Genomic DNA, 14,809 nt, shown 5'->3' on the forward strand with positions numbered 1-14,809 from the left:
GCACGTAATCAGCAAGCGATATACGCAGCGAATTGAGCGGCATAACCTGAATCTGAGGCAGCATCTGGCAAGGCTGGGACGGAAGTCGCTGTCGTTCTCAAAATCGGTGGAGCTGCATGATAAAGTCATCGGGCATTATCTGAACATAAAACACTATCAATAAGTTGGGACCATTACCGTCTGTGATTATGCTTAAGGGTGGAAAGGCCTGACTCGGCCATACTAAACTCTGGGTTCAGTTTATTCGTTACGGCAGCATGAAGGCATTGTGAGGTTAATATGTTAAGTGAAAAACAAAAAGAACAGGTTAAAGCTACAGTCCCCGTTCTGAAAGAAAACGGAGTGGCGCTGACCGATTATTTTTACAAGAGAATGTTAAAAAACAACCCTGACCTGAAAGAAACGTTTAATATGGGGCATCAGCGAAGCGGTGCTCAGGCCAAAGCGCTGGCTGGCGCAGTGCTGGCGTATGCTGAAAATATTGATAATCCCGGTGTGCTGGCACCGGTTATTGAGCTTATCTGCCATAAGCACGTCAGTTTGAATATACAGACTCCTGATTATGATACTGTTGGCGAAAATCTGCTCCATTCCATCAGTGAAGTGCTTAATATCTCCATGGATGATGAATTAATCAGGGCCTGGGCGGAAGCGTATCAGCAGCTGGCTGATATTTTTATCGCGACGGAGAAACAACTGTATGAGGAGCATAAAAATACCAGCGGCAGCTGGGTTGGCTGGCGTGATTTTATTGTGGACAGAAAAGTCATGGAAAGTGCCGAAATTACATCATTTTATCTTGTCCCCAAGGACAGACAGGCGCTGCCTCCTTATAAACCGGGCCAGTATATCACGCTCCGGGTTATGGTACCTGCCTTGGGGATTAGACAACCCCGCCAGTACAGTCTTTCGAGCAGTCCTGCTGATAATTATCTGCGTATATCCGTAAAACGCGAAGATCCCCGTATCGAAGGGCAGGATCCCGGTTACGTCTCTTCAACGCTGCATAATGCTGTTCAGGAAGGTGACATCGTTGAACTCAGCGCCCCGACCGGAAACTTTTACCTTCTGAACCCGGATAATACGAATGTTCTTATCAGCGCAGGCGTCGGACTGACCCCAATGATATCAATGGTAAACCACCTGCTTGCAGAACATGCGGACCCAAATTTATCTTCTGCTGCCGGTACAGGCGACTCTGCCATCACGGAAAAGCAGTCAGAGGCCAAAAAAGATATTTATTTTATCCATGCGGCCCGCAGTTCAGAGGCCCATGCCCTGCGTGAAGAGCTGGAGAATTTAGCGCGCCGGAACAGAAATCTTCATCTGTTTATCGCTTATGAAAATGTCAAAGAAGGTGAGGTTGCCGGCAAAAACTACCACATGCAAGGACGTCTTAAGCTGGATGAAATGCCTGCTGCCTGTTTACCGAAAGAGGCTGACTATTACCTTTGCGGGCCGGTACCTTTTATGCAGGAGCAATACCAGGCCCTGCTCCGTCTGGGGATCCCACCGGAGAGGATCTTCAGTGAAGCGTTTACCACAGGTGGCGTTCACCTGTAATCCGTAAATCATCCCAGGAAAAGGTGCCTGAGCGTTACCGAAAAAATTATTGCCCTGTAACCGGGACAGGGCGCTGACCGCCGCCCAGCGCTTTGTTCTGCTGTCCCTTTTCCATCTGACAAGGTTTTCCTGTCGTTGCCAGGAGGTACAGGAACGGCTTTTCTGAAAACTTACGCAGGGCACATGAAACCGGGCAGCGTACCTTTCTTACCGTTTGCAGAGGCAGCCTGATTTCAGGCCATGCAAAAAATGAATGCACACAACAAAGCCTGTTAAAAACGTCACGTTTATGAATGACATGTTCACCATGTTCATAAGCGTCCGGAAATACGCGGTTTATGCTGCAGATGAAAAACGGAAACGCTTATGCTCGGAATAAACTGCATTCTCTTTTCTTTTGCAAAATGCCTGACCGGAGCGGGAAAGAAAGTACATTCTGACCCGCTTAAGAATAAGAAATTTATTTCTGTCTGCCCTCTTCCAAAGCTCAAAGATGATTGCGTGGTGTTATCCCGATTAGATCGTAGTCAGCAGATTCATGTTTTATAGAGGGAAGTAAAGCATCTAGGACAAGGCCTCGCCTCAGCATCCCTGGATTTCGCTACCTTCATTGCGTCCCGGGTATGGTAAAAAGTGCCCAAAAAAACGCGATTTTCAACGCCAGGCAGTGATTTACACCCAGCTGTATGTACAAACAAAGCACCCGTGACTTCGAATTGCCTTGAAAGATAAAAATATTTTCCCATATTGCACTCTTATTTTTTTCATCAGGTTCAGGAATTGATCAAACCTCAAAACCTGTTAAGGGTTTTCCATGCTTTTAGCGGCAGGTTCGGCGCAGCTTCAGCGCCTTAGCGTGCCTGAAGTGTCCGGCCGGCCGACCTTTTTAATAAAGCCAGGCGGTAAACCTGTATCGGGTTATCAAATACAATGACCGAGCCGAGGTCTGTATTTACTTGAGCCTGGCCTTTGCGGCGCCCTTTTTGCGGCTCACCTGCCGTCTGGCATAGGCGATGACAGTCATCCAGTCAGGATCTGAACATTTATTCGTAAAGGTATTGAGGTTTTTGAAGAGTTCGGACCACATCTTCAGGTGTAAGCGATTCTGATAATGATAATGATAATGATAATGATACTTAAGATTTACCTCCATAGACCTTATGACATCATCCACCAGGTTCTTGATCTGCCTCAAATCCTCTCCGGACTGATGCCTTGCAGCAAGCTGCCTTATCTGAAAAGCATAAACTACAGTATCCAGCTCCACTGTAAACAAAACGACCTCAATTATCAGCTGTTTTCCGCCTGAACCCTAGTCTACTTAAACTTACGAGACCAGTTTTAAATCAACTTTTGTACTGTGAAGAGTAACTGATTTGCCTCCATGTACCATGCCCACCACCGTTAAACATTGAGCCGAAGCATTCTGACGCGCTGTTCATCTTTCATGTCTGATGGGAAATCGGCATCGCTGACCTTTCCCGCCTGGCTGAGTTTACTGAAGAGATTAACCAAACGCTGTAATGTTATTAGCTACCTCGAAGGACTGCCGCCGCATGCTGACAGCATCAGCACTGGAAGTGCAGCGAATGCGACTCGGAGTTGCACCTGCTTTTACCACGTCGCGGGTAATGTTCCGCCAGGCATCTTTCTCCCTGACGCTTGCAGTCGCTGCCTTCTTTCTGTGAGAGCAAGGCAGGCTTCGGTCCCCTGAGCGGTTACCGCATCCAGCATTTTGCCGTTCATGTTGATGATATTAAAAAAGCTGCCAGCCTGTTTGAGTCCGCCGGCGGGAAAGCGTTTTACCTCATCACGACTGCTGATGTTTCCGACCTGAGCTGGAGTCAATAACTTTTCTACTATAGGCGCGACATGGAGCGGTGTTACTGAAGTAATATCACTGACATAAAAGCGGCTTATTGCATATCAGTAAGGCTTTGAGCATGTGTAAGGTGGTTTAAGAAAATTATCTGACGAAAGGCGCAATAAGGCTACCTTCCATTTATTCAACAAGGCCTGCCAATCCGCTTTACATTTCCAGGAAGGCATAACCCCTGTTCTGTAAGGTTGTTATTGTGGTCAGAGCGGAAGGCGTATGTATAACCGAGCCAGCGATCCAGTTCTTTTTATAATGATGCCAGGCGATAGCCTGATCGCATATGCTCACTTTGACTCCCTGGCTCTGAAGGGCCGAAATGAGCTTAAGGTTTGGGTTGTCAGTGCCATATATTTTTTGATAATGCACGTTATCAAGCATCGCCGGCGTTGCGCCACCGTTCACCGCAACGACAAATCTGAGTTTGTTGGTGGGAACCCCGGCTGCAACATAGAGATTAACCACCTGCGCGACTTTTTCCAGGGCCGGATTCGGCAATGATGTGTTGTCTCCGGCCTGCCCCACCTTGAAAACGATTTTATTGCTCAGGTCTGGGGTGGGCTGGAAGGCAGCACTGCGTTCATAGTGGATTTCGCCATAACCCTTCACGGCCGGTGTAATCCAGAAGCCAGCGGACTGATCGTTTGAAACACTGGCAGGATGATCAGTCAGGCTTTTGAAAAAAGCATGATTATTACAAAGCGCAGCTCCCATAAGCCCGCTCGTGATTGCAATTAGTGCTCCAGTTATAACAGAACGCATGTTTCCCTCCGGGCGCCTTGAGCATGAGCGCCCTGTTTATATTAGTGAAGAAAGACATTAACAAAAACATTTTGGCATCAGCTAGCAAGCCGTACATTTACTTTATACTTTCTTACCAGGTTGTTAATTTTACAGATTATTCTTAAGCAGCGGGATCAAATCGCGCTCCAGGATAGCCAGTTTGGGCTGCTCTCTATAATTGACTATAGCAAGATGTTAACAACGCCCGCTTCTGCACATAGCGGACTGTCGCAGTTGCAGAATCCGGTATGAGCGGGTAGCAGACGTTTCACTCATGATGACTGAAAATGTCCACTACGTTGAATATAGCATCCCGGCCACGCACCGGACGTGCGCAGTCGCATAGCTATCAGAGCTGAGCGCTCTGGTGGAGATCCCAGCGGTTGCCATAAATGTCATAAAACACAGCGCCCCCCATACTCCCCCTCACACGGCTTCTGACAGCGGTGAACGCCCTTTGTTTTCATAGCGGTGTAGCCACGCCGGAAGTCTCGGTCTGCAGGAACAGGAATACCCGCCCACCACACTGATTGCCAATAAAATCTTCCTGCCTCTCGTTTGAAGTGTGGGTCAGGAGAAGATTACAGTGGCTCTCCAAGTTAGGTGTAACGACAACCCGGCGTTTACCTGGCTGCGGTGTGTCCTCAACCAGGGAAAAACCCATCTTGTCGGCGTAATACTCAATCTCGCGGTCATAGTCATCGACCACATAGCCACATATCCCATGGATCGCTTTTGCGTTCTCATTTCTGCGCCGTCAGGTTTCAGGTACAACTGCCTGAACACTCTCTTTTAACATAACAGTGCGGTCAAGAACTGCCGCGAAGAAGGTAACCCAAAAGATGTTTCCGGTAAGTCCATGACAAAAACATGCAGAGAGCTTTTTACGCCTTAGTGCCGAATAGTTGTGGTGGATTCGCTTCATACCTTCAGGCTACGCATCCGTTTTCAGGACAAAAAAAACCCGCTCAGGGCGGGGAAAATGAATCGCCACGGGTTTAACAGACACCTCAGAGTCATTTAAGATGGCTTAAAGAGAGGTGCCCATGAGCGGTAAGCGTTATCCCGAAGAGTTTAAAATTGAAGCAGTCAAACAGGTTGTTGATCGCGGTTATTCTGTTGCCAGCGTTGCAACACGTCTCGATATCACCACCCACAGCCTTTACGCCTGGATAAAGAAGTACGGTCCGGATTCTTCCGCTAATAAAGAACAGTCAGATGCTCAGGCCGAGATCCGCCGTCTCCAGAAAGAGCTGAAGCGGGTTACCGACGAACGGGACATATTAAAAAAAGCCGCGGCGTACTTCGCAAAGCTGTCCGACTGAGGTACGCCTTTATCCGTGACAACACCTGTTGCTGGCCTGTTCGCCTGCTCTGTCGGGTGCTGGATGTTCATCCCAGTGGTTTTTACGCCTGGCTTCAGCAGCCGCATTCACAACGCCATCAGGCAGACCTGAGACTGACAGGACAGATTAAACAGTTCTGGCTGGAATCGGGATGCGTCTATGGTTATCGCAAAATCCATCTGGATCTGCGGGACAGCGGGCAACAGTGCGGAGTGAACAGAGTCTGGCGACTGATGAAACGTGTCGGGATAAAGGCTCAGGTCGGATACCGGAGCCCGCGGGCACGTAAAGGCGAGGCCAGTATCGTGTCGCCCAACAGGCTCCAGCGACAGTTCAATCCGGATGCTCCGGATAAGCGTTGGGTAACGGACATAACCTACATCAGGACCCACGAAGGCTGGCTGTATCTTGTCGTGGTTGTTGATCTGTTCTCACGCAAAATTATCGGCTGGTCCATGCAATCCCGGATGACAAAGGACATTGTCCTGAACGCACTGCTGATGGCTGTATGGCGCCGTAATCCCCAAAAACAGGTGCTGGTTCATTCGGATCAGGGCAGTCAGTACACAAGCCATGAGTGGCAGTCGTTCCTGAAATCACACGGCCTGGAGGGCAGCATGAGCCGTCGCGGTAACTGCCATGATAATGCGGTTGCAGAAAGCTTTTTCCAGTTGTTGAAACGCGAACGGATAAAGAAAAAGATCTACGGAACGCGGGAAGAAGCCCGCAGCGATATTTTTGATTACATCGAAATGTTTTATAACAGTAAGCGTCGGCATGGTTCCAGCGATCAGATGTCACCGACAGAATATGAAAACCAGTATTATCAACGGCTAGGAAGTGTCTAGATTATCCGTGGCGATTCAGCTGCACGTAATCAGCAAGCGATATACGCAGCGAATTGAGCGGCATAACCTGAATCTGAGGCAGCACCTGGCACGGCTGGGACGGAAGTCGCTGTCGTTCTCAAAATCGGTGGAGCTGCATGACAAAGTCATCGGGCATTATCTGAACATAAAACACTATCAATAAGTTGGAGTCATTACCGTGGCAAACAATGTACGCCTTCAAACGCAGGATCAAAGAAAAAAAGCGCCCTTTTTCCTTCCTGTTAGCGGGTACGTATTCTTTATAAATCCCAGAGACGTTACGCGGTAGTTTTTATACGACCGACGCCAGCCAGCTGCGCTTGCCGAAAGACCATTCATTTTCATTCTATCGGAGCAGGTTTAAGCAAGCGTCTGAGTAAATGTCTTAATTCATATCCTCTCATTTTTCGTTTAAGAACAAAATGTCATCCTAGGCAGATCCCTCAGCAAAGATTCACCCAGCTGCACGATGTGCCTGATTCACCAGGGAATAAAAGGGCATCAGGAAAGACCGCATATAAAAAACGATCTGGCAGACGCTAGATCGGTAGTACTCTAACCAGTTCGCCGGACTGCAACGCCTTCGCAGCCAGCAGCAGCTGTATACCCACAACGCTGATACCGGTCTACAGTGCCTGAAGCAGCCCTTCGCTGTTGCTTGCGTGAAAAATGGTATTGACCATCAGCTCAACCGTTTCATTATCTGCTACCAAAGGAAGCGGCGATGCCTGCGAGATGTCCCTGAAGCGAATGTGAGGCAGCCTAGCCACTTCCGCCAGCGATTCAACCGGCGCTAAATCGGGCGCTGCAAATAATAGCGTTTCAATGCATGCCAGCATGCGCGCTGTAAGCGTATCCGGCTACTCGCTGCTGAGCCGCAGCGCTACATCTACGCCTTCACTTACCAGCTCTGACAGGCGTTCATCAAGTGCCAGCGTCAGGTTTAGATCCGGATTATCTTTTTGCAGCGTCAGCAGGTGCGGCAGAAAAAGCTGTCCCAGCCCGTTTGGCAGCTGTATATGTAATATACCCCGCAACTGCTGTTGTCTGAGTCGCAGCTGATTTTCGATTTCCTACATCGCTTCCAGGAGCGGCACTATTTGACGGCGGTAGTATTCGCCCTGCTCGGTATGCACCTTAACCCGCAGTGCGGTGCAGCAAAATCGTGACAAGTTCCTATTCGAGCGCGGCAATTTTCTGGCTGAAAGCAGATTGCGTTATGCCAGACTGACGCGCTGCTTCGGAGAACGATTCCGCTTGTGCTACCCCTAGAAAGGTTGCAATCGTACTGAGCTTATTCTTCATTTAAGCGTTTTTCTTATAAGTGTCATCTTGTTCAGAGGACATGTGCAGAAAATCACATATAGCACACTTTGTTTCTTTCTTACTCAGGAGAACAGAGATGACGCAGAAAGATACGCCTAAAGTCGCGCTGGTTGCAGGCGCCAGCGGCATTGTCGGCGCAGCCAGATGGTTAACGCCCTGCTGGTTAAAAAATGGCAGATTATCGGGCTATCACGCCGTGCTGAAGCGCATGCATATAACGTTATGACAGTAAATGTCGACCTGCTCAGCGCACTGTAAAGCGCCCAAGCGCTGCAACCGCTTTGTCGGTGACGCATATCTTCTATAACGCCTGGCTGAATGCAGCGAACTGGAGTGCGATGGTTGAACCGAACGTCACTATATTACGCAATCTGATGAGCAATGTGGAACTCGTCGCTTCACTGGAGAATGTCAGCCTGATGCAGGGCTATAAAGTTTACGGCGCTCACTTCGGCCCGTTTAAAACGCCGGCGCGCAAGAGCGATCCTGGCGTGCCGGGCGCAGAATTTAACGCCGCTCAGCTCAGCTGGTTGAGCGACTTCCAGCAGCATAAAAACTGGCGCAGGCAGGCGCTGCGCCCTGGCGTAGTAGGCAGCACGGCACCAGGCAATGCGATGAACCTACGCTAAGCATCGCTCTTTATGCTTCGTTGTGTAAGACAGAAGGATTACCGCTTCGTTTTCCCGGTTCGCCTCAAAATTGACACAGCATTGTCGATCATACTGATGCGGGCCTGCTTGGGGGAGCGATGCTATGGGCGGCAACGGCGCCAGACGCCAGCAATCAGGCTTATAACGTTAATAATGGTGATATCTGGCGCTGGAGCGAACACTGGCCACGGATTGCGAACTGGTTTGAGCTGGAGTGCGCGTCGCCGGTCAAGCTTTCTTTTCAGCAGCTGTTCGCAGATTATCGCGTCACCTGGCGTGCTATAGCTGAACGATATAAGCTGCAGGAAGCAGATATTCTGCGACTTAGCGATGGGCAGTTCGCAGAATTCGTTTTCGGCTGGGACGACGATATGTTCGGTGATGGCAGCAAACTGCGCCGGACTGGCTTTACGCAGTCATGCGCGAATGACGAGATGTTTTTTAGCTTATTCTCTCAGCTCAGAGCCGCCCGTATTATCTCCTGATGATTCGCTGCGGTTATCCTTGATATGCCAGCGCTGGTCTCTTCTCTTCGTCTTCAAACCTTTGTACTGCGCGGTTATCCATTTACACGCCGCATATATCGCAATGCATAATCCACTGTTCCGCACCTGTGCGCTTTACACTGGCGTTTTTTTATTTCGAGAGTCGCCGTGACCGCAGATCACTTAACGCCATGGGAATTTCAATGTGAAATAATTAATAAAAAAGAATATATTTCAGCAACTTATATTTGAAAAGAGCATGGGTAATCTGGCAACTTTTCAACCTTCCTCATTATCTTTCCGCACTGCTTTTCCGCCCAAAAAACAGCCAGATTGTCATTTGGCAAGGTGAATGAACAAAATATTATGCTCTGTACAATTTTTCACTGAAAACGCAAAAATCTTGCACATAGCAGGACACTCTGTACACTGTCCCGAAATATTGCCAACGGAGCGGAGTGATGAAGAGCAATTACGGTGGAGTAGACGAAACGGCGCGCAGGGCAAACGCTATGTTGCGTAGTATGAGTGACGATATTATCGATAAGCGTCACGAATTTGGCCTCGATCAGTATTACCAGACCTTCACCCGCAATTCGGTTGCTAACTTGCCCAAGCTCAGCCGCCGGGCCGTCGAGCAGGCAATTGACGAAATGGAATCCAAAGGTCACGTGTTTGGCAAAAAGGATGCCGGCAATACAAAGCACTACGCGCTCACGGTACAGGATGTCGTCGATATTTATGCGCATCGTAAAGTACCTAAGTATCGCGATATCCATAAAGGGGAAGGGCCGTTCGTCATCTTTGTGGTGAACCTCAAGGGTGGCGTCTCCAAAACAGTCAGCACCGTTACTCTGGCCCACGGCCTGCGCGTTCATCCGGACCTGCTGCAGTACGATCTGCGCAATCTGGTTATCGATCTCGATCCCCAAGCATCCAGCACGATGTTTCTGAACCATGCAAACAGCATCGGCTCAATTATGGAAACCGCCGCGCAGGCGATGCTTAACGATCTGGACGCCGAACAGCTTCACAAAGAGATTATTCAGCCAACGATTATTCCTGGCGTGGACATCATTCCGGCCTCGATTGATGATGGCTTCGTCGCCAGTCAATGGAACGATCTGGTTCGCGAACACCTGCCGGGCGTACTGCCTTCCGAAGTGTTACGTCGTAACATCATCGATCGCGTCGGCGATGACTATGACTTTATCTTTATCGATACCGGTCCGCATCTCGATGCCTTTATGCTCAACGCCATCGCCGCCAGCGATCTGCTGCTTACGCCGACGCCGCCTGCGCAGGTGGATTTTCATTCCACGCTCAAATATCTGACCCGTCTTCCGGAAATGCTGGAGCAGCTGGAAGATGAGGGCATTAATCCCCGCATTAAAGGCAATATCGGGTTTATGTCGAAAATGACCTCCAAGCGCGACCACGAGATGACGCATGGCTTAGCGCGTGACGTGTTCACCTCTTACATTCTTGACGCTGCTTTGCCGCGGCTGGATGGCTTCGAGCGCTGCGGAGAGACGTTTGACACTATCGTCAGCGCCGATCCCCAGTCTTACCCCGGCAGCACAGAGGCGCTTAAAAATGCTAAACGCGAGGCAGAACGTTTTACCCAGGCCGTGTTTAAACGGATTGAATTTGTCAGGAGTTCGCAGTCATGAAAGAAATGAAAAAAATGGGCCGCACGCTGGGTAATTCTAGCTTTTCGCGCATGCTGAGCGAAACGGAAAGCACGCGCGTTTTTATCCTAAAGTCTGGCGCCGAAGCACGTTTCGCCCTGACGAAAATCTTGCACGATGATATCGAAGCGCAGACCTATGTCGATGCCGCTGTAAACGGCCGCGACCAGGCTTTTCTTACGCCGGAGTCGGTCAGCGATATTTCCCGAACCATCAAGCTCCAGCAGTTCTTTCCCGCCATCGGCCGCGAAGTGGACGGCCGTATCGAAGTGCTTGACGGCTCGCGCCGTCGCGCCGCCTGCCTCTATAACGGCACACCTTTCGAAGTGCTTGTCACTAAAGATGACCTTTCGCTGTCTGACGCGCGCCAGCTTGCTATCGATATCCAGACCGCGAAAGAGCATACGCTGCGTGAGCTGGGCAAGCGACTTATGGTGATGTATCCCGAGAGCATGAATCAGTCAGAGATCGCCAGAGCAGAAGGGCTGTCGGCTGCAAAAATCAGCCGGGCTTTTCAGGCCGCTTCGGTGCCTGACGAACTGATTGGCCTGTTTCCCTCGGTGAGCGATCTCTCTATTAATGATTATCAGACGCTGCTTGATATTGCTGAGAAAGTGGAAGCAAGAAAGGGCAGTCTGGATGAGCTGGTAGAGACGGTGCGCGAGCGCATAGAAGGGGACACCACGCTGGATCCGCATGACCCTACATCGAAATCCAGAATCATTGGTTTCATTCGTTCGGTAAACAGCAGTGCGAAAAGTGCAAAAGCTGACAAGAAAGTCGTGACGGAAAAGATGGCGGTGTTCGCTGACAAAAAACAGTTCGCCCGTAAGAAGACGGATGCGGAAAAACGTCTGGTCACTTATGAGTTTTCACGTATTCCCACGCACTATCAGGCTGAGCTTGATGCCGCGGTAAAAACGATTCTGGAAAAAATGCAGGCTGAAAGTAAAGCCTGATAACAAGAAGGCCCTGAGCGGTACTCTGTCAGGGCCTCACCTTTAGCACTACTAGCAGCGTATCGCTACTGAGTACCCGCGAAAAAAATGCTCTAAGCAGCTGTTTTATAAAAAAACAGGCTAAATATTTCAAACTGAAATTCCCGCCGCTTTCAGTTTTGAAAGCCCTTTTATCACGCTTAAGGGATAACCACAGTATCCATACCAGTATGTGACGTTATGTCTTTTCGGATCTGATAATGCTTTGTTTATTAGTAAAGCCAGTTCGGCCCATGTAAATAACCTTGCCTTATTAAGTCTTAATGACAGCAGATTAAGTTTTGCCCCTGAAATAGGCTTATCAGTAAAATGGTTATTGCATCTTGCTGCTTCTGCTGGCTCTGCCGGTTCTGGTGCCATGTTGTTGAGCCGGGCATACAGGCGCGCAATACGACGTCACCTCATATCAGCTGTAATCAGTAAATTACCTTTTGCGCTGCTGCCACCTTATCTGTTGAACAGTTGTTTTATTGCACGCCTGAAAACCGGCATTTTCAAGACAGCATGCAGTAAGCATCTGCAAAACCTCAATATCTTACACATAATCCCGGGTTTGAAATATTCCTCTTTAAACATTAGGGCAGGGCAGAGATATAAGCTGTAATGAGTAAATTACTCGCTATAGTTTATATTACTCACTACAGCTTATGACATAAGCTGTAGTAAGTATTTGGCTCTTTTTGAAGTTTGTATAAGCTGTAGTGAGTAACCTGAATAAGTTAGTCTGTGCGACGTTACTGGTCGCTGTTGTAGACAGGGTTCAGATCCTGAATGCCTGGTATGTCGGAAGAGAGGGCAGGCTGCATTGGACGAGCAATGGCCCGGTTTCCCTGACAAGGAAAGCTGGCTGGCTGGGTGCTGTGTGATAAAGCATACAAAAAAAGTATATAAGCTGTAGTGAGTAAGTTACTCACTACAGCTTATATTTGTGATGTGCGTTCCAGACGACGTTTCGGATGGCGCCAGAACATATTGATGATTTAAAAGGTAATTTTACGTTTCTCGTATATAACAAGAGACTGCAGCTTTAGGCTCTTGTCAGTAGTGCGGTATCCATAGCGAGATTTACTCACCAGAGGCTATATAAGCTGTAGTGAGTAAACTGACGGGGAATGCATGCTTTTGAACGCCTATCCGCGCAATACTGGAAAGGCAATCACTTGTTTTTGAAAAGCTTTTCCAGGTCTTCCATCGTAATCCCCAGCTTTTCGAGCACCTCGAGCTTTTTCGTCAGTTCGGGATCGGGGCTGGCTGGTGCAGGCACTGCGGTCGGAATGGTTTCTTCGCTCTCGTTCCTGGGCGCTTTGAGCTTAGGGCGTCGATAGTGCACGTTAAAGAAGACCGCACGGCCTCTCTGCACTTCCGTATAGTCTAGGTAGCCAATCTCCTTCAGTTGCTCCATAGCGCGCCGTACGGTCTGGTTTTGAGAGAATACGGGGGATTTAAGGTTAAGCCTGGCGCGCAGGCGCGCAAGTGAGATAGGCGCCGGATTTTTTGGCAGGCTTTCGATAAAGGTATAGATAGCCTGCGCCGACTCGCGCCGCTTGAGGACGTTAATAGCTTTAAGCTGCAAAAGTACTTTACGATCAAACTGATAAAGCTCAAACAACCGGGGATCTGCCTGCAGGATAACGATATCTTTTGCAGTATCGTAGTACGCTGACTGCACAAGGTGCGTAACGTACTCTTTAGAGTGCTCTTTGGTGTTTGCTGTGAATGAGATGACCGTTCCCGCAATTCGCTTCAGAGAAGGGCTTATACGCTCTCTGAGCTTCTTAGAGGAGCGATTAGACGGTATGCCACAGAGCTTGGCGAACTCGACAAAGGGAAGCTGTACCTTATCGCCAATCACCTTATGCTTGGCGAATGAGTGGATAATCCCCACCCAGGTTTTGAAATCATTATCCATGTCCAGCCGCGGGCCGACGATCTCGACTTTATCGAAGCCTTCTGCCTTGGCCAGCGAAAGCCGGGAGAGTTCTTCAGTCGCGTCCGTAACGGACATTGTATTTTTTTTGCTATTTTTTAACGACTTAAGGGTCGGAACAAAAACACCGAGCCGCATAAGCGCAACCGGCTGCACCGTATTATTGGCGTTGGGCGTTAGGGTGACGAGCTCGCCAGTGGATTTGTCCATTTCCTGGAAAAGAGTATCAAGATCTATGCTTTCGTTATCCAAAACAGGCTCCGGATCCTAATCGTTAACGCTATAAGCCGTTAATTTAGCTAGTAAAGAGAGTAAAGCACCCAGCAAGCGAGCAGTGGCGCAGGGCACTTTCAGATCCGCTGAGCTGTGGATCGAATATGTATGATCCAGACAGAACAAACAGGACAGCGAATAGCAACATGAAATTAAAGATAAAAATTATCCACAGTTAAGCAGAGAAAACCGTGATTTAACTCACTATAGCTTATCTTGTTTACCAGTTACAGCTTATAATCTACGCTTCATAGCTTATGATTTACTGACTGCAGCTTATATTTTACTTGCTACAGCTTATGGGATCACCCTTTTAAGCCAGAGCTGGCAAGGGCTACAGCGATCGGGGATCTCTTTAGGATCTTATTAGGATCATATAAGGATCGAATTGTTAGGATCTACCCAGTGGATAAATCATTCCATAGGAGACTTCATAGCCTGAAAAGTTTTAGGAGGGCATGCGAAAGACCCTGCGGAGACTTTTCATGATTGAACTGGTTTTTCCAAAACGTAGCAGCAACAGATTTAACAGAGAGCAAGCAAACAAAGCAATTAGCAGGATCGAGGACTTGTCATCATCAAATTACCTTCTGCTGAATTTTTTCAGGATACTTCGCCAGTCACGTTAACCATAGCAGTCGATTATCCTGTTGCTAAACAATCAGCCAACACAGGTATGTCTTCATTTATTGATGTAAACCCTTCTGAGAAAATCATTGTTAAAAAGCATCATAATAGACTCTGCTAATGAAATTAAGCACAATTAATCAGCTTAAAGGTTCATTCCAACTTACTGATCAGTAAGGAGTAAAATATTACTGTACCTGTCTTTTCTATTTTTATTGCCAAATCGAGCAAAGAAAGTCAGGTGGAATCGCTGTTACGTAGCGTTATTGAAACCACTTTAAGAGGATGGTTGTGTCAGTTATCAACTCAACCGTGACACAGAAAACTTACGCCGTTTTGTCTGGACAGAAGAGTGACAGTCATAAGCGCAAATTGAACAGCATATTCGCGCAGCC

9 protein-coding genes and 4 pseudogenes are annotated in these 14,809 nt (G+C 48.5%); 7 read left to right on the forward strand and 6 right to left on the reverse strand.

Going from position 1 to position 14,809, the window contains the following annotated elements:
• Positions 1–163, forward strand: a 163-nt coding sequence (locus Q9R34_RS21255) for an IS1 family transposase (RefSeq protein ID WP_000507499.1), incomplete at its 5' end; no start/stop codon positions are given.
• A 116-nt stretch (positions 164–279) separates the two neighbouring features.
• Positions 280–1,563 carry a globin domain-containing protein gene (locus tag Q9R34_RS21260; protein WP_103797718.1) on the forward strand — a complete coding sequence of 428 codons (1,284 nt, stop codon included), beginning with the start codon at positions 280–282 and terminating at the stop codon, positions 1,561–1,563.
• A 952-nt stretch (positions 1,564–2,515) separates the two neighbouring features.
• Here Q9R34_RS21260 and Q9R34_RS21265 read toward each other — a convergent pair.
• The 3 genes and pseudogenes from Q9R34_RS21265 to Q9R34_RS21275 form a co-directional block, all read right to left on the reverse strand.
• Positions 2,516–2,839 carry a hypothetical protein gene (locus Q9R34_RS21265; RefSeq protein WP_084886318.1) on the reverse strand — a complete coding sequence of 108 codons (324 nt, stop codon included), beginning with the start codon at positions 2,837–2,839 and terminating at the stop codon, positions 2,516–2,518.
• A 753-nt stretch (positions 2,840–3,592) separates the two neighbouring features.
• On the reverse strand, positions 3,593–4,201 hold the full coding sequence (locus Q9R34_RS21270; RefSeq protein ID WP_048783021.1) for a DsrE family protein: 609 nt from the start codon (positions 4,199–4,201) through the stop codon (positions 3,593–3,595).
• A 370-nt stretch (positions 4,202–4,571) separates the two neighbouring features.
• A pseudogene (locus Q9R34_RS21275) lies at positions 4,572–4,969 on the reverse strand (VOC family protein).
• 299 nt (positions 4,970–5,268) lie between these two features.
• Between Q9R34_RS21275 and Q9R34_RS21280 the strand changes: the two are divergent.
• Positions 5,269–6,416 (forward strand): IS3 family transposase gene (locus tag Q9R34_RS21280; RefSeq protein WP_485896357.1). Its coding sequence is split into 2 segments (ribosomal slippage): positions 5,269–5,506 and positions 5,506–6,416, totalling 1,149 coding nucleotides; the frame shifts between segments, so codons are not numbered across the junction.
• Between the two features lie 16 nt (positions 6,417–6,432).
• Positions 6,433–6,600: pseudogene (locus Q9R34_RS21285) on the forward strand (IS1 family transposase); the annotation flags it as partial.
• Between the two features lie 248 nt (positions 6,601–6,848).
• Here Q9R34_RS21285 and Q9R34_RS21290 read toward each other — a convergent pair.
• Positions 6,849–7,742: pseudogene (locus Q9R34_RS21290) on the reverse strand (LysR family transcriptional regulator).
• A 97-nt stretch (positions 7,743–7,839) separates the two neighbouring features.
• Here Q9R34_RS21290 and Q9R34_RS21295 point away from each other — a divergent pair.
• The 3 genes and pseudogenes from Q9R34_RS21295 (at position 7,840) to Q9R34_RS21305 (ending at position 11,548) form a co-directional block, all read left to right on the forward strand.
• Positions 7,840–8,898, forward strand: a pseudogene (locus tag Q9R34_RS21295) (SDR family oxidoreductase).
• Positions 8,899–9,359: 461 nt separating this feature from the next.
• Positions 9,360–10,571: an AAA family ATPase gene (locus tag Q9R34_RS21300; protein WP_033755685.1), complete on the forward strand. Its 1,212-nt coding sequence runs from the start codon at positions 9,360–9,362 to the stop codon at positions 10,569–10,571.
• Positions 10,568–11,548, forward strand: coding sequence for a ParB/RepB/Spo0J family partition protein (locus tag Q9R34_RS21305; RefSeq protein WP_485896359.1), 981 nt, complete (start codon positions 10,568–10,570; stop codon positions 11,546–11,548). Before Q9R34_RS21300 ends, Q9R34_RS21305 begins: the two co-directional genes overlap by 4 nt.
• A 129-nt stretch (positions 11,549–11,677) precedes the next feature.
• Here Q9R34_RS21305 and Q9R34_RS21310 read toward each other — a convergent pair whose 3' ends face one another.
• Both Q9R34_RS21310 and Q9R34_RS21315 read right to left on the reverse strand, forming a co-directional pair.
• Complete coding sequence (locus Q9R34_RS21310) at positions 11,678–11,947, reverse strand: hypothetical protein (protein ID WP_127908357.1); 270 nt, start codon at positions 11,945–11,947, stop codon at positions 11,678–11,680.
• A gap of 796 nt (positions 11,948–12,743) precedes the next feature.
• Positions 12,744–13,724 carry a RepB family plasmid replication initiator protein gene (locus Q9R34_RS21315; RefSeq protein ID WP_033755755.1) on the reverse strand — a complete coding sequence of 327 codons (981 nt, stop codon included), beginning with the start codon at positions 13,722–13,724 and terminating at the stop codon, positions 12,744–12,746.
• Between the last annotated feature and the right edge of the window lie 1,085 nt (positions 13,725–14,809).

Source organism: Enterobacter sp. BRE11 (assembly GCF_031844285.1).
Taxonomy (GTDB): domain Bacteria; phylum Pseudomonadota; class Gammaproteobacteria; order Enterobacterales; family Enterobacteriaceae; genus Pantoea.